The organism is Leifsonia sp. NPDC058248 (genome assembly GCF_042881905.1).
Lineage (GTDB): Bacteria > Actinomycetota > Actinomycetes > Actinomycetales > Microbacteriaceae > Leifsonia.
In genome coordinates, this window is sequence record NZ_JBHVXB010000002.1 from 150,274 (window position 1) to 171,902 (window position 21,629).

The 21,629-nt window shown below is 69.1% G+C and carries 21 protein-coding genes and 1 tRNA gene; 20 read left to right on the plus strand and 2 right to left on the minus strand.

From position 1 onward, the window contains the following. Positions 1–9: 9 nt before the first annotated feature. On the minus strand, positions 10–750 hold the full coding sequence (locus ACFVV5_RS03800) for a trimeric intracellular cation channel family protein (protein WP_387239209.1): 741 nt from the start codon (positions 748–750) through the stop codon (positions 10–12). A 60-nt stretch (positions 751–810) separates the two neighbouring features. Between ACFVV5_RS03800 and recO the strand changes: the two genes are divergently transcribed. The 4 genes from recO to ACFVV5_RS03820 are packed head-to-tail and all read left to right on the plus strand — an operon-like array spanning position 811 to position 3,208. Next, positions 811–1,551: a DNA repair protein RecO gene (gene recO, locus ACFVV5_RS03805; protein ID WP_387239212.1), complete on the plus strand. Its 741-nt coding sequence runs from the start codon at positions 811–813 to the stop codon at positions 1,549–1,551. Then, on the plus strand, positions 1,548–2,357 hold the full coding sequence (locus ACFVV5_RS03810) for an isoprenyl transferase (RefSeq protein WP_387239215.1): 810 nt from the start codon (positions 1,548–1,550) through the stop codon (positions 2,355–2,357). Before recO ends, ACFVV5_RS03810 begins: the two co-directional genes overlap by 4 nt. Positions 2,358–2,378: 21 nt before the next feature. Then, positions 2,379–3,050 (plus strand): DsbA family protein, encoded by a 672-nt coding sequence (locus ACFVV5_RS03815; RefSeq protein ID WP_387239218.1) that lies wholly within the window; start codon positions 2,379–2,381, stop codon positions 3,048–3,050. After that, positions 3,047–3,208 (plus strand): hypothetical protein, encoded by a 162-nt coding sequence (locus ACFVV5_RS03820; protein ID WP_387239221.1) that lies wholly within the window; start codon positions 3,047–3,049, stop codon positions 3,206–3,208. Before ACFVV5_RS03815 ends, ACFVV5_RS03820 begins: the two co-directional genes overlap by 4 nt. A gap of 239 nt (positions 3,209–3,447) precedes the next feature. Here ACFVV5_RS03820 and ACFVV5_RS03825 read toward each other — a convergent pair whose 3' ends face one another. Then, positions 3,448–3,978, minus strand: a complete 531-nt coding sequence (locus tag ACFVV5_RS03825) for an aminoacyl-tRNA deacylase (RefSeq protein WP_387239223.1) — start codon at positions 3,976–3,978, stop codon at positions 3,448–3,450. A 33-nt stretch (positions 3,979–4,011) separates the two neighbouring features. Here ACFVV5_RS03825 and dusB point away from each other — a divergent pair, with 33 nt between their 5' ends. From dusB to ACFVV5_RS03905, 16 genes are all read left to right on the plus strand, one after another. After that, positions 4,012–5,202, plus strand: coding sequence for a tRNA dihydrouridine synthase DusB (gene dusB, locus ACFVV5_RS03830; protein WP_387239226.1), 1,191 nt, complete (start codon positions 4,012–4,014; stop codon positions 5,200–5,202). Next, complete coding sequence (locus ACFVV5_RS03835; protein WP_387239229.1) at positions 5,192–6,442, plus strand: deoxyguanosinetriphosphate triphosphohydrolase; 1,251 nt, start codon at positions 5,192–5,194, stop codon at positions 6,440–6,442. Before dusB ends, ACFVV5_RS03835 begins: the two co-directional genes overlap by 11 nt. Positions 6,443–6,512: 70 nt before the next feature. After that, positions 6,513–7,973 (plus strand): DUF4282 domain-containing protein, encoded by a 1,461-nt coding sequence (locus ACFVV5_RS03840; RefSeq protein WP_387239231.1) that lies wholly within the window; start codon positions 6,513–6,515, stop codon positions 7,971–7,973. A 38-nt stretch (positions 7,974–8,011) separates the two neighbouring features. Continuing rightward, positions 8,012–9,856: a DNA primase gene (dnaG, locus tag ACFVV5_RS03845; RefSeq protein WP_387239234.1), complete on the plus strand. Its 1,845-nt coding sequence runs from the start codon at positions 8,012–8,014 to the stop codon at positions 9,854–9,856. 200 nt (positions 9,857–10,056) lie between these two features. Further along, entirely contained in the window at positions 10,057–11,691 is a 1,635-nt protein-coding gene (locus ACFVV5_RS03850) for an ABC transporter substrate-binding protein (RefSeq protein ID WP_387239237.1), read from the plus strand. 94 nt (positions 11,692–11,785) lie between these two features. Beyond that, positions 11,786–12,883, plus strand: coding sequence for an ABC transporter permease (locus ACFVV5_RS03855; RefSeq protein WP_387239240.1), 1,098 nt, complete (start codon positions 11,786–11,788; stop codon positions 12,881–12,883). Position 12,884: 1 nt separating this feature from the next. Continuing rightward, on the plus strand, positions 12,885–13,979 hold the full coding sequence (locus ACFVV5_RS03860) for an ABC transporter permease (RefSeq protein ID WP_387239243.1): 1,095 nt from the start codon (positions 12,885–12,887) through the stop codon (positions 13,977–13,979). Further along, positions 13,976–15,667, plus strand: coding sequence for a dipeptide ABC transporter ATP-binding protein (locus ACFVV5_RS03865; protein ID WP_387239246.1), 1,692 nt, complete (start codon positions 13,976–13,978; stop codon positions 15,665–15,667). The genes ACFVV5_RS03860 and ACFVV5_RS03865 overlap by 4 nt, the downstream gene beginning before the upstream one ends. Positions 15,668–15,676: 9 nt before the next feature. Then, entirely contained in the window at positions 15,677–16,528 is an 852-nt protein-coding gene (locus ACFVV5_RS03870) for an ATP-binding cassette domain-containing protein (RefSeq protein ID WP_387239249.1), read from the plus strand. A 30-nt stretch (positions 16,529–16,558) separates the two neighbouring features. Next, a complete protein-coding gene (locus ACFVV5_RS03875; protein ID WP_387239252.1) occupies positions 16,559–17,563 on the plus strand; it encodes a D-isomer specific 2-hydroxyacid dehydrogenase family protein in 1,005 nt (334 codons plus the stop codon). A gap of 82 nt (positions 17,564–17,645) precedes the next feature. Continuing rightward, positions 17,646–17,718 (plus strand) — tRNA-Asn (locus ACFVV5_RS03880). Positions 17,719–17,859: 141 nt separating this feature from the next. Beyond that, positions 17,860–18,078, plus strand: a complete 219-nt coding sequence (locus ACFVV5_RS03885; protein ID WP_387239256.1) for a hypothetical protein — start codon at positions 17,860–17,862, stop codon at positions 18,076–18,078. Between the two features lie 126 nt (positions 18,079–18,204). Further along, positions 18,205–19,449, plus strand: coding sequence for a sensor histidine kinase (locus ACFVV5_RS03890; protein WP_387239258.1), 1,245 nt, complete (start codon positions 18,205–18,207; stop codon positions 19,447–19,449). Then, positions 19,446–20,108: a response regulator gene (locus ACFVV5_RS03895; protein ID WP_387239261.1), complete on the plus strand. Its 663-nt coding sequence runs from the start codon at positions 19,446–19,448 to the stop codon at positions 20,106–20,108. The genes ACFVV5_RS03890 and ACFVV5_RS03895 overlap by 4 nt, the downstream gene beginning before the upstream one ends. A 170-nt stretch (positions 20,109–20,278) precedes the next feature. Beyond that, the gene (locus ACFVV5_RS03900) at positions 20,279–20,587 is read left to right on the plus strand and encodes an SHOCT domain-containing protein (protein ID WP_387239264.1); all 309 of its coding nucleotides are present in this window, start codon (positions 20,279–20,281) and stop codon (positions 20,585–20,587) included. Positions 20,588–20,686: 99 nt separating this feature from the next. After that, on the plus strand, positions 20,687–21,598 hold the full coding sequence (locus ACFVV5_RS03905; RefSeq protein ID WP_387239267.1) for a sensor histidine kinase: 912 nt from the start codon (positions 20,687–20,689) through the stop codon (positions 21,596–21,598). Positions 21,599–21,629: the final 31 nt, after the last annotated feature.

Sequence of the window (21,629 nt, forward strand, 5' to 3'; positions counted from 1 at the left end):
CGTGAGCGATCACTCGGGCTTGTCGAGCTTGTAACGGGGGAGGGAGCCGGTCTCGGTGCGCACTTCGGTGCGCGTCGCGCGGCGCGTCATCCGGGGCCAGCGCGGGCGCGGGATGCGACTCAGTTCGCGCTGCTCCGGCAGACTCCAGCCGAACCGCACCGCCAGCAACCGGATGGTCGTCGTGACCGCCAAGCACACGATGGCCGCCACCGGGATCGGCACCCCGAGGTCGACGAGCACGACGAGCACGATCGTGCCCGCGCCCGCCGCCACCGCGTAGAGCGACCCCACGTGCATGAGGGCGATCGGCAGGTTGAGCAGCATGTCCCGCAGGATCGAGCCGCCGACCGCCGAGACGACGCCGACGAACACGGCCGGTACCTCCGGCAGGCCCAGCGAGAGAGCCTTGGTCGCACCGATGGCGCCGAACAGCCCGATGGTCAAGGCGTCGAGCAGGGTGATGATCGGGTCGAGGCGACGGAACAGCCGAACCAGGAGCATCCCGAGCAGAGCGGCGACGACCGTGATCGGCAGATACCAGTTGGACTGGAGGGCCACCGGGCGCGTGACCAGCAGGATGTCGCGCAGAAGGCCGCCGCCCACGCCCGTGGCCACGCCGATGATCGCGATGCCGAGCAGATCGAGGCGGCGGTCGCGGAAACCGGAGGCGAACATCGCGCCCTGCAGACTGCCGACACCCACCGCCACCAGGTCCACCCAGATCGGAATCGTCAGCGCGGTGGTGCTCATACGTCACTTGTACCATGCGCGGCTGACCCGGACTGTCGGTGTGACGCGGGATACTTGAGTGTGCCTGTCTACCGTGATGAAGCCGTCGTGCTGCGCACCCATAAGTTGGGTGAAGCCGACCGCATCGTCACCATGCTCACCCGCCAGCACGGCAAAGTGCGGGCGGTGGCCAAAGGGGTACGGCGCACGGGCTCGAAGTTCGGCTCGCGTCTCGAGCCCTTCATGGTCGCGGATGTCCAGCTGTACGAGGGCCGCAGCCTCGACGTCGTCACCCAGGCCGAGTCCCTGGGAGCGTACGGCGCCGAGATCGCAGCGGACTACGCCAGCTACACGGCGGCCAACGCCATGGTGGAGACCGCCGACCGCGTGACCGAGGCGGAGTCGTCGCTGCAGCAGTACCTCCTGCTGGTCGGCGCCCTGCGCTCCCTCTCGAAGCACGAGCACGGCGCCTCACTCACCCTCGACTCCTACCTTCTCCGGGCACTGTCGCTCGCCGGCTGGGCGCCCAGCTTCCTCGACTGTGCGCGCTGCGGAGCATCCGGACCCCACTTGTCGCTCGTCGTCCAGCTCGGCGGGGTGGTCTGCTCCGACTGCGCGCCGCAGGGCGCCCCCCGGCTCGACACCGAGACGGTCGGGCTGCTCGGCTCGCTGCTCACCGGTGACTGGGTGGCCGCGGAAGACGCCGACGACGCGACGCGATCGAAGGCGAGCGGCGTCGTGGCCGCCTACACGCAGTGGCACCTGGAGCGCGGTCTGCGCTCGCTCCAGCACGTGCAGCACGAACGGAAAGCGAGCGGATGAGCCCCAAGCCGTACACCCACAAAGACGCGGTGGAGTTCCGCCCCCTCGACTGGACGGGCCTGTACCCGCCTCCGGTGCCGGCGACGGCGGTTCCCGAGCACGTCGCTCTGGTCATGGACGGCAACGGGCGCTGGGCGAACCAGCGGGGGCTCACCCGCATCGAAGGCCATCGCGCCGGGGAGGCAGCGCTGCTCGACGTCGTGGCCGGCGCCGTGCAGATCGGGGTCAAACACCTCAGCGTCTACGCCTTCTCGACCGAGAACTGGAAGCGGTCGCCCGAAGAGGTGCGCTTCCTGATGGGGTTCAACCGCGACGTGCTGCACCGGCGCCGCGACCAGCTGAACGAGTGGGGCGTGCGGGTGCGCTGGGCCGGGCGCAAGCCGCGGCTCTGGTCGTCGGTGATCAAGGAACTGCAATACGCCGAGAAGCTCACGGCGGGCAACGACGTCCTCACGCTGACGATGTGCGTCAACTACGGCGGGCGCACCGAGATCGCGGATGCGGTGCGCGCGATCGCCGACGAGGTGGCGGCGGGCAGGATGAAGCCGTCCGCCGTGACTGAGAAGAGCATCCAGCGCCATCTCTACACGCCGGAGCTGCCGGATGTCGATCTGTTCGTGCGCAGTTCGGGGGAGCAGCGCACCAGCAACTTCATGCTCTGGCAGAGCGCGTACGCCGAGATGGTGTTCCTCGACAGGCTGTGGCCGGACTTCTCGCGCGTCGACCTCTGGCAGGCGATCGAACTGTACGCGGGCCGCAACCGGCGGTTCGGGGGAGCGGTGGACACCCCGGGAATGCCACGCTGACCTTTGTCGTTGCAAATTTGCGTGAGTGAACCTATCAAGATCGACATCTGGTCAGACATCGCGTGCCCCTGGTGCTACATCGGCAAGCGCAAGTTCGAGGCGGGAAGCGGGCTGTTCGCCGGCACCGGCGACGATCGCGCGGTCGAGGTCGAGTACCACTCGTTCGAGCTGTCGCCCGACACGCCCGTCGACTTCGACGGCAGCGAGATCGACTTCCTCGCCGGCCACAAGGGGATGCCCGCCGGCCAGGTCTCTCAGATGCTGGAGCGCGTCTCGGGGATCGCCTCGTCGGTCGGCCTCGACTACGACTTCGATGTGCTGAAGCACACCAACACGGTTAAGGCGCACGAGCTGCTGCACTTCGCCAAAGCGCAGGGCAAGCAGCTCGAGATGGCGGAGCGCCTGTTCAAGGCCTACTTCACGGAAGGCCGCCACGTCGGCCGCGTGGAAGACCTGGCCGACCTGGCCGCGGAGATCGGCCTCGACCGCGCCGCTGCGCTGTCCGCCCTGAACTCGGAAGAGTTCCTCTCGGATGTGCGCGCCGACCAGTCGCTCGCGCAGGAGTACGGCATCCAGGGCGTCCCGTTCTTCGTGATCGACGGACGCTACGGTGTGTCGGGCGCGCAGGACGCGGCGACCTTCGTGCAGGTGCTGGAGCAGGTCTGGACCGAGCGCGCCGAGGTGACGGCGTGACGGGCGACGCGGCGGGGTTGGCGGGTGCGCCCGCTGGGCGCGTCGCGGCTGTGGCGCCCAGCGCGCCCGTCGCGCCCGTCGCACTGATCCCGCTGGGCGACGCGAACGCCGTCGTCTGCGAGGGCGACGTCTGCTACGTCCCCGGCGCCGCCGACTAGCCTCACTGCCCCCGATCTACGGGTGTTGCTCGTCACGAGCAGTAGATCGGGACCCTTTCTCGTCGTGAGACGGGCGCGCGAGGTCGGCTCGCCGCAGCCGGGCGCAGTCCACGCCGAATCGACGGTGCCTCGCCGACGTTCTCCGCAGGTTCGACGACAAGGGGTCCCGATCGACCACGGCACCGCTGCGGGACTGTAGAACGGGACCCCTTTGGCGCCGAGGGGCGGGAGGGGCGGGGCTACTCGGGGTCGGTGATGTCGGCGACGGTCGCGTCGAAGGCGGCGATGACGGCGTCGGCGTCGGCGAAAAGGGAGAAGCCGTGCTCTCCCGCGCCCATCGAGATCGTGCGCCCGGCGACCGTCTCGTCGGCCACGACGGGCCACGCGGTGGTGCTGCCGAACGGGGTGATGGTGCCGCGTTCGTAGCCGGTGGCCTCGAAGGCCACGTGCGCCTCCGGCAGTTTGAGCTTGTTGACGCCGAGCAGGCCGCGCAGCTTGGGCCAGGAGATCTTGCGGCCGCCGGGCACGAGGGCGAAGACGAACGTGCCGTCGCTGCGCTTGACGACCAGGGTCTTGACGATGTCGGACGGCTGGATGCCGAGCAACTCGGCCGCCTCGTGCAGGCTGCGCGCTGCCGGTCGTTCGATGATCCGGATGCTCACCCCACGCGCCTCGGCGTCGGCCTCCACTCGGGCCCGTCCGCTCTCCCGAGCCCCCTCCACAGGCGAGTCGTTGCTCGGAGTCTCCACAGCATCCTGCCCCTGGGTCATGGTCCACCGCGCTTTCTGGGAGAATTGGGTGAAATGTCTACCACAGCAACGATAAGCCACGCACCCCAGCTGACCATCGGTCCGCTGGAGCTCGACGTGCCCGTCGTGCTGGCGCCGATGGCGGGGATCACCAACACCGCGTTCCGCCGGCTCTGCCGTGAGTTCGGTGCGGGCCTCTATGTGAGCGAGATGATCACCTCCCGTGCGCTGGTCGAACGCACACCGGAGTCGCTCCGCCTCATCACTCATCATGCGTCTGAGACGCCTCGGTCCATCCAGCTCTACGGAGTCGATCCGAAGACGGTCTCCGAAGCCGTGACGATGCTCGTCGCCGAAGATCGGGCCGACCACATCGATCTCAACTTCGGCTGCCCGGTTCCCAAGGTCACCCGTAAGGGCGGCGGGGCTGCCCTGCCGTGGAAGCTCGGCCTGTTCCGTGAGATCGTCGAAGGCGCCGTGCAAGCAGCCGGCAGCATTCCGCTCACGGTGAAGATGCGCAAGGGCATCGACAGCGATCACCTCACCTACCTCGAAGCGGCGAAGGCCGCCGAAGGGGCGGGAGTCGCATCCATCGCCCTCCACGCGCGCACCGCCGCCGAGTTCTACTCGGGCCACGCCGACTGGTCGGCGATCGCCAAGCTCAAAGAGACCATCACGGGCACGCCGGTGCTCGGCAACGGCGACATCTGGTCGGCCGCCGACGCGATCCGCATGGTCGACGAGACGGGCTGCGACGGTGTAGTCGTCGGGCGAGGTTGCCTCGGGCGCCCGTGGCTGTTCGGCGATCTCGCGGCCGCGTTCCGTGCACGCGCCGGTGAGATCGACGCCGAGGAGGCCGCTGCCGCTCAGGCACATCCGAGTCTCGGGCAGGTCGCTGCGACGTTCCGGCGTCACGCCGAGCTGCTCGTCGAGTTCTTCGACAGCGAAGAGCGCGGCTGCCGCGACATCCGCAAGCACGTGGCGTGGTACTTCAAGGGCTACCCGGTCGGTGGAGACCTCCGTGCCAGCCTTGCCACGGTCGACACGCTCGCGCACCTCGACGATCTGCTGGCGACGCTCGACTGGGAGCAGGAGTACCCGGGCGAGGCGGCTGAAGGCCAGCGCGGTCGTGCCGGCTCCCCGAAACGTCCGGCGCTTCCCGACGGCTGGCTGGCGAGCCGCGAGCTCGACGGCTATCAGCGCGCCGAGGTCGCCGAGGCGGAGGTGCACAACAGTGGCGGATAGCGCGTACAGCGCCCACGACACGGAGCGCTGGCTGCCCGAAGAGCATTCCAATCGTCGACGCAGCGATTTCGCGCGCGACCGAGCCCGGCTGCTCCACTCGAGCGCGCTTCGCCGGCTCGCCGCGAAAACCCAGGTGCTCAGTCCGACTGCAGGGCTCGACTTCGCGCGAAACCGGCTCACGCACTCGCTCGAGGTGGCGCAGGTCGGCCGCGAACTGGCCACCAGCCTGGGCCTCGACCCCGACATCGTCGACACCGCCTGCCTTGCCCACGACATCGGGCATCCGCCATTCGGCCACAACGGAGAGCGAGCGCTCAACGGCTGGGCGCACGACATCGGCGGCTTCGAAGGCAATGCGCAGACCCTGCGCCTGCTGGCCCGCCTCGAGCCGAAGGTTTTCGGACCCGACGGCCGCGCCTACGGGCTCAACCTCACCCGCGCGAGCCTCGACGCCAGCTGCAAATACCCGTGGCCGTCGGCCTCCTCGGTGGCCGACCCGAGCGGACGGGCCAAGTTCGGCTTCTACGCCGACGACACGGCCGTGTTCGACTGGCTGCGCGCGGGAGCGCCCGAGCGGGTGCGGTGCATCGAAGCCCAGGTGATGGACCTCTCCGACGACATCGCGTACTCGGTGCACGACTTCGAAGACGCCGTCGTCAACGGCTACATCGACGTGGCTGCTCTGGGCAGCCGGGTCGACCACGACGACCTCGTCCGCTCGATGTACGAATGGATCGGCGGCGAGTTCACCCACGATGAGCTCATCGCAGCGTTCGACCGGCTCGACAGCCTCGACGTCTGGCTCGACGGGTGGGACGGCAGCCGTCGAGCCCAGGCACGACTCAAGAACCTCACCAGCCAGCTGATCGGCCGGTTCGCGGGAGCGGCGATCCGCGCGACGCACGAAGCGGCTCCAGAACGCAGCCTGATCCGGTTCGGCGCCGACGTGGTGGTCCCGGCCGGGATCCAGGCCGAGATCGCGGTACTCAAAGGGATCGTCGCCACCTTCGTCATGTCGAAGAACACCCGTCAGCCGATCTACACGCAGCAGCGCCAGATCCTCACGACGCTCGCCGACATCCTGTACGAGCGCGGGCCGCAAGAGCTCGACGCGGGCTTCGGAGAAGACTGGGAGGCAGCAGACGACGATGCCGCACGCAAACGGGTCATCGTCGATCAAGTCGCCAGCCTCACCGACCAATCGGCGCTCAGCTGGTACGAACGACTGGTTCAGCACTGAGTTGACCCAGCAGGGTTGAAACACCGCGCCCAGTGCAGAATGCTGGGAGTCTCGCTATCGGGAGGAAAAGATGAGCACCCCACAACCACCGGCGAACGGCGAACAGCCGACGCCCGACGAGGCACCGGCCACCGCGCCCGCGAAGCGCACCCCGGCCCGCCCCGCGGCGAAGACGTCCGGTGGAGCTGCCGACCAGCCCGCCGGCGAAACACCGCGCGCGGCACGCACCCCGGCCGCCGCCAAGCCTGCGGCAGCGACGCCAGCGGCGGCGAAGGCTCCGGCAGCGAAGGCTCCGGCAGCGAAGGCTCCGGCAGACAAGGCTCCGGCAGACAAGGGTCCGGGAGCGAAGCCCGCGACGGCGAAGACGCCGGCGGCGAGGGCGACCGCGGGCGCCACGAGCGACGCGAACGCGACAGCAGCGCTGTCCGCCGCGGCCAAGGCGGGAGCAGCCAAGGCGACCGCCGCCCGGGTTGCCTCCGACGCCAAGACGGCTGCGTCCAAGCCGGCTGCAGCGGGTTCCGCTGTGTCCAAGCCGGCCGCACCCAAAGCAGCAGGGTCCGCGACTGGTGCGTCCGCGACAGCGAAGTCCGCCGGCTCAGCAGCAGGCGGCCGATCGAGCACACGGCGCGCGTCCGCGACGAAGCAGGCGGCCGACGAGGGTGCCGTGCAGGGTGATGCTCCCGAAATCCTGGATGCCGCGCTTGCCGGGCACAACGCCTTCCTCGCAGGCGAACCGGAGCCCACGTCTGCGTCAGCCACAGCCGCGTCGGAACGCGCTGCGGCATCGCCGGCAGCGGGAACGGCGACCGCCGGCAAGGCGCGCTCGACTGCGACCCCGACCCGGGCTGCAGCGACCGCGGCGACACCGACTGCGGCAACACCGACTGCGGCAACACCGACTGCGGCAACACAGACCGGTGCGGTCGCCCGGGGCGGTGCGAGCACCGAGAAGGTCTCGGCCGCCTCTTCCGCCGACGACATGCCGACGGCTGTTCTTCCCGAGACCGCACCCGACAGGGCAGCCGGCACTGCAGCCGACACTGCAGCAGCCACCTCACGCGAGCCGGCAGCTGCGGCCGCCGGCGCGCGGGCCGGATCGGCGGGCACCGTTCCGCCGCCCCCGCCGGTCGCCGGCACGGGGTACACGACGTCCGACGGCACGGTGCCGCCCGGCGCCGGGCACCCGCGCTCGGTCAACGATTACGCCGAACGACTCGACGACACGCGGTTCTTCTCGACGCTGTTCGACTTCTCGTTCACCGGCTACGTCACGCGCAAGCTGGCGGGACCGGTCTACGTCGTCGGCCTCGTGCTGATCGGGTTGAGCACACTGCTGTCCCTGATGTACAGTCTCACGCTCGCCGTCCAGACGCACTCGTTCCTCGGCGCGTTCGTGTTCCTGTTCGGCGTGATCATCACGCTCGTCGGCACCGTCCTCGCGATCCTCCTCCTGCGGGTCGCCATCGAAGTGTTCGTCGCGATCATCGAAATCGCGCAGAACACACGCGGAGGCAAGAAGGAACGGCCGTGACGGACTTCGAGGTCGGCCGCGCTCACTAGAATCGAGATATGGCCGGCCGGATTCGACAGAGCGACATCGAAGAGGTCAAAGCCCGTACCAACATCGCCGACATCGTCGGAGACTACGTCAGCCTCAAAACGGCAGGCGTCGGTGCGCTCAAAGGCCTCTGCCCGTTCCACGACGAGAAGAGCCCCAGCTTCCAAGTGAGGCCCGGCGTCGGCCGCTACCACTGCTTCGGCTGCGGAGAAGGCGGCGACGTCTACGAGTTCCTGCAGAAACTCGACCACGTCTCCTTCACCGAAGCCGTCGAACGCCTGGCCGCCCGTCTCGGGTTCCCGCTCCACTACGAAGACGGAGGCGGAGGCCCCTCCGAGCACGGCAACCGGGCGCGCATCCTCGCCGCCAACGGCGCCGCAGAAGAATTCTTCCGCGACAGACTCGCGGCGCCCGATGCCGAAATCGGCCGGCGGTTCCTGGGGGAGCGCGGCTTCGACGCCGCGGCCGCCAACCACTTCGGCGTCGGATTCGCGCCCAAGAGCTGGGACGAACTCACCAAACACCTGCGCACGAAAGGCTTCACGACCGAAGAGCTCAGCACCGCAGGCCTCGTGTCGCAAGGCGACCGCGGAGTGTACGACCGGTTCCGGGGGCGACTCATCTGGCCCATCCGCGACCTCACCGGCCAGACCATCGGCTTCGGCGCCCGCCGGCTCCTCGACGACGACAAAGGCCCCAAATACCTGAACACCCCCGAGACGCCGGTCTACAAGAAGGCCCAGGTGCTCTACGGACTCGACCTCGCCAAACGCGACGTCTCCAAACTCGACCAGGTCGTGGTCGTCGAAGGGTACACCGACGTCATGGCCTGCCATCTGGCCGGCATCACCACCGCCGTCGCCACCTGCGGCACCGCCTTCGGCGTCGACCACATCAAGGTGATCCGCCGGGTGATGGGCGACGACAACAGCCAAGGCTCGGTCATCTTCACGTTCGACCCTGATGCGGCCGGCCAGAAGGCGGCCACACGCGCATTCGGCGAAGAACAGCGCTTTTCGGCCCAGACGTACGTCGCCGTCGGCCCCGACGGGCTCGACCCGTGCGACCTGAGACTCACCAAAGGCGACGACGCCGTCCGCCGGATGATCGACGCGAAGAAGCCGATGTTCGAATTCATGATCCGGCAGATCGTCGACCGCTACGACCTCAACACCGTCGAAGGCCGCACCTCCGCGATGCGCGGCGGAGCACCCATCGTCGCCACCATCCGCGACCCGGCGTCGCAGAACGGCTACGCCCGCGAGCTGGCCCGGCTCTCTGGAGCCGACCTCCAAGACACCCTGCGGGCCGTGCAGGCCGCGCGGCGGGGCGAACGCACCTCCACCTCCGGCCCCGCACGTCCGGGACAGACGCCGGAGGTGCGCGCCGCCGCCGGCCTCGCCGAACTGCCCAACGACCCCGTCTCGCGAACGGAGCGGGAGACGCTCATGGTGCTGCTCCAGCTTCCGACCGAGATCGGCCAGGAACGCGCCGCCCGAGTAATCCAGGTGCCCTTCTCCAATGCGTCCCTGGGCGTCGTGAAAGACGCGATCGCCAGCCAGCTGGCGACACTCACCGACCCGGGCTGGGTCGACCGTGTCGCCGCCGAGGTGCCCGCGCCGTTCGCGCCGCTCGTGAACGAGCTGAGCGTCGCATCCGTGCCCCAGGCCCAGACAGGCAACCTCGCGGCCTACGCGCGCTCCGTCGCCGGCGCTCTGATCGAGCGCGACCTGTTGCGGGAGAAGGCCGAACTGCAGTTGCGGCTGCGGCGCACCGACGACCCCGAAGCGGCCAGGACCCTCGCGCAGGCAATGGTGCAGATCGAGGCCGAACGACGCCGTTTGCGCGAAGAATAGCCGAATTCGCCGCCGAAACGCTTCAAACTGCGCGAATGCGCGCAGAAAAATTGCGCGCACGTAAAGATCTCGCTACAAACTCCATCCGGATGCATGCGGGGGAGGCGTTTCATGTTAGGACTATGGCTACGTGATCCGGCAGCGTGGCACCGTTGCGCCTGCCCGATCGGCTATCCCACACCAGGAAGAGGTATCCGGATATGAGATCCGCAAAAATCAGCGGCAAGCGCCTGCTGGCCGTATCCGCCGCACTCGCGGCGACGGCCTTGGTGCTCGCCGGTTGCTCCGGGAGCGGCAACAACTCGGGCTCCGGCAGTTCCGGCTCGCTGACCGTCGGCACCACCGACAAGATCACTTCGATCGACCCCGCCGGCTCGTACGACAACGGCTCGTTCGCCGTGATGAACCAGGTCTACCCGTTCCTCATGAACTCCCCGTACGGCACCTCCGACGTGAAGCCGGACATCGCAGCGTCCGCCAAATTCACGTCGCCGACCGAGTACACGGTCACGCTCAAGCCGGGACTCAAGTTCGCGAACGGCCACGACCTGACGTCGTCCGACGTCAAGTTCACGTTCGACCGCCAGAAGAAGATCAACGACCCGGTGGGCCCGGCCTACCTGCTCGCGAACATCGACACGATCGACACCCCGGACCCGACCACGGTCGTCTTCCACCTGAAGGTGCCGAACGACCAGACGTTCGCCCAGGTGCTCTCGAGCCCGGCCGGTCCGATCGTCGACGAGCAGGTCTTCTCGGCCGACAAGGTCACCCCTGACAACACCATCGTCAAGGGCAAGGCCTTCGCCGGACAGTACGAGATCACCAGCTACGACTTCAACAACCTCGTGGCCTACAAGGCGTTCCCCGGCTACAAGGGCCTGCTCGGCAAGCCCGCGACCGACAAGATCAACGTCAAGTACTACGCCGAAGCGTCGAACATGAAGCTCGACATCCAGAAGGGCGGCATCGACGTCGCGTTCCGCAGCCTGTCTGCCACGGACATCGCCAGCCTGCGCGCGGACAAGAACGTCAAGGTCGTCGACGGCCCCGGTGGAGAGATCCGCTACATCGTGTTCAACTTCAACACGATGCCGTTCGGTGCGAAGACGCCGGAAGCCGACGCCAAGAAGGCCCTGGCCGTGCGCCAGGCCGCTGCCGACCTGGTCGACCGCGAGGCGATCGCCAAGCAGGTCTACAAGGACACCTACACGCCGCTCTACTCCTACGTGCCGAGCGGCCTGACGGGTGCGACCACGGTCCTGAAGGACCTGTACGGTGACGGAAACGGCGGCCCCAGCCTCGACAAGGCGAAGGCGGTCCTGAAGGCGGCCGGCGTCACCACGCCGATCGCGATGAACCTCCAGTACAACACCGACCACTACGGCCCCTCGTCGTCCGACGAGTACGCCCAGGTCAAGGATCAGCTGGAGCAGGGCGGGCTGTTCAAGGTCAACCTGCAGTCGACCGAGTACGTCACCTATAACAAGGAGCGCGTCAAGGACACCTACCCGGTGTACCAGCTCGGATGGTTCCCCGACTACTCGGACGCCGACAACTACCTGACGCCGTTCTTCGTGAAGGACAACTTCCTCGTCAACCACTACGACAACCCCGCGGTCCAGAAGCTGATCGACCAGCAGCTGGGTGAGACCGACAAGGCTGCTCGCACCAAGCTGATCGAGGAGATCCAGGCGAAGGTGGCGGCGGACCTGTCCACGCTGCCGCTGCTGCAGGGCGCTCAGGTCGCCATCACCGGCAAGACGGTGACCGGCGCGGACAAGACGCTCGACGGTTCGTTCAAGTTCAAGTACGGCGCTCTGTCGAAGGGCTAGCAGGATGACGGTTAGAATCTCCTAACCGAAAGCTGGGGGCGGCTCGCGAAAGCGGGTCGCCCCTTCGCACTAGGCCGACTCACGATTGGTAGAAATGACAGCGACTGTCACCGGCCCCGCCGCTTCGGCGTCGGCCAGCCCCACCTCCGCACCGAAGAGCCGCGGATCGGGAGGTGGTCTCGCGCGCTACATCGTCGTTCGCGCGCTGCTCATCATCCCGACGATCTTCATCCTGGTCACGATGGTGTTCTTCATCATGCGCGCGACCGGAGACCCGATCAGTGCGGCGCTCGGCGGCAAGCTCACCCCCGACCAGCTCGCCGAGCGCGTCCACCAGGCCGGCTACGACCGGCCGCTGATCGTCCAGTACCTCGAGTACCTCGGGCAGATCTTCACCGGCAACTTCGGCACCACGCTGAGCGACAACCAGCCGGTGAGCCAGGTGCTGCTCACCTACGGCGCCGCCACTCTCGAGCTCGCCTTCTACGCCCTGATCGTGGCCTTCATCGTGGGCATCCCGCTCGGGATGGTCGCCGCGTACTTCCGCGACAAGGGTCAGGATGCCGGGCTCCGCGTCTTCGCGATCCTCTGCTACGCGACGCCCGTGTTCTTCGCCGGGCTCCTCCTGAAGCTGGTGTTCTCGATCTGGCTCGACTGGCTCCCGGTGGCGGGTCGCGCATCCACCAGCTCGGAGCTGGAGATGCAGACGCTGCCCAACAAGACGGGGATCTATCTGATCGACGCGATCCAGACCGGCGACCCCGCGGTGCTAGGCGACGTCCTCATCCACGCAGTACTCCCGGCGATCACGCTCGGACTGCTGACGGCCGGCATCTTCCTGCGACTCGTGCGCACGAACGTCATCGGGACACTCTCGACCGACTACGTCGACGCCGCGCGGTCCCGTGGAGTCAGCGAGTACCGGCTCGTCCGGCGGCACGCCTACAAGCCCGCCCTGATCCCGATCATCACCGTCATCGGACTGCAGATCGCGATCCTGCTCGGCGGAGCCGTGCTGACGGAGACCACGTTCGAATGGAAGGGACTCGGCTTCCAGCTCGTCCACTACCTCCAGGCCCGCGATTTCGTCGCGGTCCAGGGGATGGTCGCCCTGCTGGCGGTCATCGTCGCGCTGACGAACTTCATCGTCGACATCATCGCGGCTTTGATCGACCCGAGAGTGAGGTACTGAGATGTCCACTGATTCCGTTCAGACCGAATCACCCGTCTCCACCCGGCCTCCCAAGCGCCGCATCGTGGACCGCCTGCCGGTGATCCACCAGCTGCGCCAGAGCGTCGGCCTCCAGCGCGGGATGCTCATCGCGGGCCTCATCATCACGGGCGTCTTCGTGTTCGTGGCGATCTTCGCTCCGGTGCTCGCGCCATACGGGTTCGCCCAGTTGCGGGACGCCAGCGGGGCGTTCGGCTCCCAGCAGCCGCCCAGCCCTGCGCACATCTGGGGGACGACCGTCGGAGGGTACGACGTGTTCTCGCGCGTGCTCTGGGGAGCCCAGACCGCGATCCTGGTCATCATCGTCGCGGTCGTGCTGTCCATCTTCGCGGGCATCTTCCTCGGGCTGCTGTCCGGCTACTTCGGCGGCTGGCTCGACCGGGTGCTCGTCGTGATCCTGGACGCGGTCTTCGCATTCCCGTCCCTGTTGCTGGCCATCGTGGTCGCGATCGCGATCAGCGGCGGCCAGTCGAACCTGTGGGGCGGAATCATGGCGGCGGCGATCTCGATCACCGTTGTGTTCATCCCGCAGTACTTCCGCGTCATCCGCGCGGAGGCCGTGCGGATCAAGTCCGAGGCGTACGTCGAGTCGGCGAAAGTGATCGGCGCGAGCAGCGGACGCATCATGTTCCGTCACGTGCTGCGCAACTCGACCCGCACCCTGCCGCTCATCTTCACGTTGAACGCGTCGGAGGCCATCCTGACCCTCGCCGGGCTCGGCTTCCTCGGGTTCGGCATCGAGCCGTCCGCCGCGGCGGAGTGGGGCTACGACCTCAACAAGTCGCTGGCGGATGTGACCAGCGGCATCTGGTGGACCGCGCTGTTCCCCGGTCTCGCGATCGTGCTGGCCGTGCTGGGCATCACCCTCGTCGGCGAGAGCCTCAACGACCTGGCCGACCCGCGACTGCGCGGGCGCCGTTCCGTCGCCAAGGCGGCAGGCGAGGTCGCCGAGACCTCGGTCGTCCCCGGCGGCACCCTGACCGCGGGCCCCGGTGGCCTCGACGGCCTCGAGGGCGGGGAATCATTCGACGAACACGGAATCGAGGTCAAGCCATGAGCGACGTCGTACAGATCAAGAACCTGGCGGTGTCGTTCTCAACCGACGCGGGCGCCGTCAAGGCCGTCGACGACGTGAGCCTGCACGTCTCGCCGGGCGAGGTGCTCGCGATCGTGGGCGAGTCCGGCAGCGGCAAGACCGTCACGGCCAAGACCATCCTGGGCCTGCTGCCGGAGACGGCCACGGCATCCGGTGCGGTCATCCTGCGGAGCAAGGACGGCGCGAGCGAGGCGGATGTGATCAGCCTCTCCAAGCGGCAGCTCCAGGAGGTGCGCGGCAGCGATGTCGCGATGGTCTTCCAGGAGCCGTCGACGGCGCTGAACCCGGTGTACACGGTCGGCTGGCAGATCGCCGAGGGGCTGCGCGCCCACGGCAAGCTGTCGAAGACCGAGGCCCGCACGAAGGCGGTCGAGATCCTCGGACGCGTCGGCATCCCCGACCCGGAGACGCGGGTCAAGTACTACCCGCACCAGTTCTCGGGCGGCCAGAAGCAGCGCATCATCATCGCGATGGCGCTGGTGCTGAACCCGGGGCTCATCGTCGCGGACGAGCCGACGACCGCCCTCGACGTGACGGTGCAGGCCGAGATCCTCGACCTGCTGCGCCGCTGCCGCGACGAGTTCGGCGCGTCGATCGTGCTGATCACCCACAACATGGGCGTCGTCGCCGATCTCGCCGACCGGGTCGCCGTGATGTACCAGGGCAAGGTCGTCGAGGAGGCGGACGTCAAGACGCTCTTCGCGGCGCCGCAGGCCGACTACACGCGCAAGCTGCTCGCGTCGGTCCCGAAAATCGGTCAGGGGCTCGCGTCCACGCAGGATCGCGCCGCCGCCCGCGGCAGCGAGTGGGACGACGTCGTGCCCGTGGTCAAGGCGGAGGGGCTGCGCATCCAATACCCCGGTCGTCTGGGCCGGCCGGGATTCGTCGCGGTCGACGGCGTCGACTTCGAGATCCGGCCCGGTGAGGTCCTCGGCCTCGTCGGCGAGAGCGGCTCGGGCAAGACGACGATCGGGCGCGCCATCGGCGGTCTCAACCGGGTCACCGGCGGGTCGCTGAAGGTGCTCGGCGTGGAGATGAACGGGATGCGGGAGCGTCAGTTCAAGCGGGTCCGCGCCGACATCGGGTTCGTCTTCCAGGACCCGGCGTCGAGCTTCAACCCGTTGCTCACGATCGCGGACGCCGTCGCCGAGCCCTTGGTAGTGCACGGCCGCGCGGCGAACCCGCACGAGGCCCGCGATCGGGTGAACGACCTGCTCGAGGCCGTCCAGCTGCCGCGCGCCTACGGCGACCGCTTCCCGCACGAGCTCTCCGGCGGACAGCGCCAGCGCGCGAGCCTCGCGCGTGCACTCGCGCTGGAGCCGACCCTGCTGATCGCCGACGAGCCCACCTCGGCCCTCGACGTCTCGGTGCAGGCCCGCGTGCTGGAGCTCTTCGCCGAGCTGCAGAAGGAGTTCGGGTTCGCGTCGCTCTTCATCAGCCACGACCTCGCCGTCGTCGATGTGCTCGCCGACCGGATCGCCGTGCTGCACCGCGGGATCCTCGTCGAGGAGGGGACAGGGGCCGAGGTGCTCGGGAACCCCCGCGAACCGTACACCCAGCGCCTGCTCGCATCGCTGCCGGTCCCGGATCCGGTGGAACAAGCCGCCCGGCGGGAGGCGTTGCGCGCACTCCGGGCTCAGAGCGCCTAGGGTCGATATGTGAGTTCCGACCCCGCCATCGTCGTCAGCGACCTGTCCGTCGAATACCCGGCGCGGGGCCCGAGCGCCTCCTGCGTCGCGCTGCGAGGGGTGAGCTTCCGCGTCGAGGCGGGGGAGGTGCTCGGGGTCCTGGGCGAGACGGGGTCGGGCAAGTCGACACTGGCCGCGATCCTCGCCGGGCGCGGACTGCCGCTGCGTGCATCCGAGCCAGGGCCGCGGGTCAGCGGGGGAGACGCCCACGTGCTGGGTCACTCGATGCGCAAGGCGCGCAAGCGCGACATCGCCGAGGTGACCTTTCACGTGGGCTACCTGGCTCAGGAGGCGTCGAGCACTCTCGAGCCGTCGCTGACGGTCGGCGAGAACGTCGCGCTCCCGATCTTCGAGCGCGACGCCCGCTACAACCGTCGTTCGGCCGGCGAGCGGGCCGCGACGATGCTCGACACGGTGCATCTGCCGCTGAGCGTGCTGAGCAAGTACCCCTACGAGCTGAGCGCGGGCCAGCGGCAGCGCGTCGCACTCGCGCGCGCTCTGGTGCTCGGCCCGTCCGTGCTGGTGGCGGACGAGCCGACCGCCGGCATCGACGCGACGGTCCGGGATGCCGTGATCGACCTCCTCGGCCAGCTCGCGGATCACGCCGGATTCTCCGCCGTGATCGTCAGCCACGACCTTTCCGTGCTGCGCCGGGCCACCACCAACTCGCTGGTGCTGCAGGCCGGTCGCGTGGTCGGCTACGGCCCGATCGAAGATGTGCTCGCCAATCCCGAGCATCCGTTCGTCGCGGGCCTCGCCACAGCGCTCAAGCCGCCCTCCCGACGCTCCGAACGGCGCCCGCAGCGCTCGTCGGCCGACTGACCATCCCTTCACCCGCTTCAGGAGACGACCATGACCTCTGACTCCCGCGCCCAGCACCGAGCCGTTCTGGCGGTCGCGGCGACGCCGATCCCGGCCGGCGAGCGACCGCAGCCCGGTCCGATCGCCGTGCTCCCGCAACCGGAGCAGACGTTCGTCGACGCCGTCCACGCCGGCGGCGGGACCGTCGCCGAGCTCTCGCCCGAGACGCGCGGGATCGTCTGGCTGTCGTACAGGGACGCGGGCGGCTTCGCCGAGGTGCTCGAGTCGAATCCGCAGATCGGCTGGGTGCAGCTTCCGTATGCGGGCGTCGATGCGTTCGCGGGCATCCTCGCCTCGGAGGCCCGCCCCGGCCTGCTCTGGACCAGCGCCAAAGGCGCCTACGCGCAGCCGGTCGCCGAGCACGCCCTGGCGCTCACGCTCGCTCTGCTGCGCGTGCTGCCGAAGCGCGTGGTCGCCCGCAGCTGGGCCACGGAGCAGGAGGGCCGCTCCCTCTACGGGCTCAACGTCGTGATCGTCGGAGCCGGCGGGATCGCCCTCGAACTGATGCGGCTGCTCGAGCCGTTCGACGCCGACATCACGATCGTGCGCCGCTCCGAGGAGCCGGTGGCAGGAGCGTCCCGGACGGTGACCGCCGACCGGCTCGCATCCGTGTTGCCCGAAGCAGACGTCGTCGTGGTCGCCGCTGCCCTGACCGGTGGCACCCGCCACCTGTTAGGCGCCGCCGAGTTCGCCGCCATGAAGGAGACCGCCTACCTGGTGAACATCGCCCGCGGCGGTCTGGTCGACACAGAAGCCCTCCAGGATGCGCTCGCGAACGGCGTCATCGCGGGCGCCGGCATCGACGTCACCGACCCCGAACCGCTGCCGGACGGGCATCCGCTGTGGGATGAGCCGCGCTGCCTCATCACGCCGCACCAGGCCGATACGCCGGAGATGACAGCACCGCTTCTGGCCGAGCGTATCCGCCTCAACGTGCAGGCGTTCCTCGGCGACGGGCGCTTCGTAGGTGTCGTCGACCCCTCCGAAGGGTACTGATCCCGGCTCGACGCGCGCGAGAATCGGGCCCGATTTGGCGGTGCGGGAAATGTTGATAAAGTAGCTACGCTGATTCAAGCATTCCTCGATAGCTCAATTGGCAGAGCAGCCGGCTGTTAACCGGCAGGTTCTTGGTTCGAGTCCAAGTCGGGGAGCACTGAGCCCCCGAACTTCGCAAGAAGTTCGGGGGCTCTCTCCATTCGCTCCTCATATGTCCGCCCGGGTATACGCCCGAGTCACCGGATGTTCACCCGCGGCCTCTGGCCGACGCCGCGCGAGGCGCGTACGCTCACGCCATGACAATGGACAACGGTGGCGGCCTGTGGCGCGGCGAAGAGTCCGAGCCCGGCATCGACCCGGATGAGATCGCGCACGATTTCGAGGACGGCGAAGCCGAGGGGCTCGCCGAACGCCAGGACGAGGCCGCGAACATCGCGCTCGCGGCACCCGGAGGGATCGTGTTCGGAGAGAACGGATTCGACGACGGCGGATTCGACGCCGAGCACAATCCGTGAGGAGCACAATCCGTGAGCCGCGCCGGCTGAATGTGTGATGCACGCCCACTGCGTACTCCCTCGGGAGTAGCCCGGAAGCGACCGGGGGCGGATGGGTAGCCCAGCCGCGCTCGTTAGCATGGACAGATGCCCCTGAACGCGAACGATGAAGCCTGGTTCGCGCGCGCCGAGAACGGCTGGGGGAGGCGCCGCCGGCCCCCGGGAGCCCGGTGGTTCCCGGTCATCGTCGCCGCCGTTCTGCAGCTCCCGGGCGTGTTCATCGCGGCGCATGAGGCGCAGGCGCATCCGCTCACGCTGGTGTTCGTGCTGCTCGCGTTCGCGTCGTCGTTCGTGCTGGTCGCGGCTCGCGAGCATCCGGGAGTCGTGGTCGCGGCGGTCGCCGTGATGTGCGCGCCCGCGATCGCCGTCACGGCCGGGCCGCCGTTCAGTGCCATCCCGCTCGCTCTCGCCGTCGTCAGCGCGGTGGTGCGCGGCGCCCGGGTGTGGGCCTGGGCCACGCTCGCCGGGCTCGCGGTCCTGGGGCCGCTCGCCGCCTACCTGGTGATCGGGCATCCCACCGCCATCATCCGGCCGCTCATCATCGCGCTGGTGATGTGCCTCCTGGTCGGGGTCGGCGAGGCCATCCGCAATCGCCGGGAGCGCTACCGGAACGTCTCCCGCACCCTCGCGGCCCGACGGGAGGCCGTCGCCGAGGCAGAGCGCCTGCGCATCGCCCGCGAGCTGCACGACGTGCTCGCGCACTCCCTGTCGCAGATCAGCGTGCAGGCCGGCGTCGGACTGCACCTCTTCGACACCCGTCCCGAGAAGGCCCGCGAGAGCCTCGCCGCCATCAAGACCACCAGCAGCCAGGCCCTCGAAGAGGTGCGCGGTGTGCTCGGCTTCCTGCGTTCCGACGAGTCGCCCGCGTCGCGCACGCCCGAACCCGACCTGCAACGCATCCCGGTGCTGGTCGACACCTACCGCCGCGCCGGTCTCGAGGTGGTCTACGACCGCGCGCTGGCGAGCGTCCCGGCCCCGGCCATCCAGCTCGCGATCTACCGCATCGTGCAGGAGTCGCTCACCAACATCGGCCGCCACGCCCAGGCGAGCAGCGTGCGCATCACCCTGACCGAACAGGCGGGCGACTACGTCGTGAGCATCGCCGACGACGGGCGCGGACTCCCCGAGAGCCCGCGCGGAGTCCCCGACGACCTGCAGACCGGCAGAGGCATGCTCGGGATGCGCGAACGGGCCGAGCTCCTCGGCGGCCGTTTCGAGGTGGTCAGCACCCCCACCGAGGCGGGGGAGCCGGGCGGAGTCACCGTCACCGCGCACTTCCCGCATCGCACCGCCGCCACCACCGGCCCGATCCGGACCCGGAACACGCCGTGATCCGCGTTCTGCTGGCCGACGACCAGCACCTCGTCCGTGCGGGGTTCCGCGCCCTCCTCGAGGCCGAGCCCGACCTCGACGTGGTGGGCGAGGCCGCCACGGGCGTCGAAGCCGTCGAGCTCGTGAAGGCGACGCGACCCGACGTGGTGCTCATGGACATCCGGATGCCCGACGGAGACGGTCTCTGGGCCACGGAGCAGATCGTCGGAGACCCGGAACTCGCCGGTGTCCACATCGTGATCGTCACCACGTTCGAGCTCGACGAGTACGTGGCGCAGGCCATCGCGGCCGGCGCGAGCGGGTTCCTCGTCAAGGACACCGAGCCTGTGGACCTCCTGCGGGCCGTACGCGTGGCCAGCGCAGGCGACGCGCTCCTCTCACCCGGAGTGACGAGGCGACTGCTGGAGCGCGTGGCCGGCGGTCTGAAGCCGGCTCCGCCCACCGCGGCGCTCGACGCGCTGACCGAACGGGAGCGCGAGGTGCTGACGCTGGTGGGGCTCGGGCTCACCAACGGCGAGATCGGGGAGCGGCTGTTCCTGAGCCCGCTCACCGCCAAGACCCACGTGTCGCGCATCATGACGAAGCTGGACGCCCGCGACCGGGTGCACCTGGTCGTGGTCGCGTACGAGAGCGGTCTCGTGCAGCCGGGGTGGCAGTAAGCGGCTGAGGCGCGTGCTCCCGGCGGAGCCGTGCTCCCGGCGGAGCCGTGCTCCCGGCGGAGTAGGGCGATTCACTCCGCCCGGCGGATTCGGCGCTGCGGGCATCCGGCGAAGCTGAAGGGGACGGTTCGCGAACGGTGCGGACCGCACTCACCGATTGGAAGCCCATCATGCTCAGCACACTTGCCGCTGCGACTGTCGCCGCCCACTGGGGCGGACCCTGGTTTGCCGGCTTCGGCTGGCTGTTCCTCCTGATCCCGTTGTTCTGGATCACCGTCTTCGTCCTCATCTTCGTGTTCGCCGGCCGCCGCTGGCGCCGCGCGGCCGCCGCCAACGGCGGATACGGCTACGGCCCCCGATCCGGCACCCGCTCCGCCGAACAGACCCTCTCCGAGCGCTTCGCCCAAGGGGACATCGACGAGGTCGAGTACCGCGCCCGCCTGGAGGTCCTGCGAGCCAACCGCGGCGACAGCGCCTGACCCTGAAACGGCTGCCGCGTCACCGTGGCGCGGCAGCCGTCCCGTCCGCCGGGTAAACTCGTCCGGGCCGTTTCCCCCAGACGGCCCGAAGGGAATCCCATGGACGGTCTGTCCTCGAACGAACTGCGCGCCCTGCTGCTCGGAGCGAGCATCCTGGCCGGCGTGCTGTTGCTGGCGGCCATCGTCCTCCTGATCCTCTGGCTCCGCGCCCGTTCGGCTCTGCGCCGCCGCAGCGACGACCGCACCGAGTCCGAATGGGACCGCATCGACCGCGAGCTCGAGCTCGCCGAGCATGCCGGACGGTTCCGCATCATCCGCGAACTGCAGGACGTCGCCGTCCAGGCCGTCTCGCGGCTCGTGTCGCAGGCCGAGGGCATCCGGTACTCGGCGGGGAGCGACCCGCAGGCGGCCGCCCGCTCAGCCGGCGCACTCGAGACGACGGCTCGGGATGCTCTCGCCGACCTCCGTCGCGTGCAGACCGTCGTGCGTGAGGGCGAGTCGGCGGCGATGCCCCAGCCCAGCCTGCACTCCGCGCGCGACCTGTTCCGGGTGATGCGGGACGCGGGCCTCGACGTCACCTTCTCGGAGTCCGGCGAGCGGTTCGAGTTGCGGCCCGGCGCCGAGCTGGCCGTGTTCCGCATCCTGCAGGGGACCCTGGAGAACGCCCTGAAGCACGGCGGCGCCGGAACGGCTGTGAGCGTAGCCTTCGCGTGGACCGACGAGGGTCTCCAGGTCAGTGTCGACGACGACGGCATCCGGTCCGCCGCCCGCCAGGCCGGTCTCAGCCCGGCCGAGGTCGATCAGGCCACCCAGTACACGATCGACGACGACCTGCGCGCCCTCACCGAACGGTTCGAGGGCGCCGGCCTGACCGAGATGCGCGAGCGCGCGGCACTCTTCGGCGGCATCCTGAACGCGAACACCGTCCCGGGCGTCGGGTTCTCGGTGTCGGCGGTGTTCCCGGCGCTCCGCTTCCACAACGGCGTGCACGGGGTCGACCTGGGACGCTAGCCGCGGAGACGCCGGCGGCGGGGACGCCGCC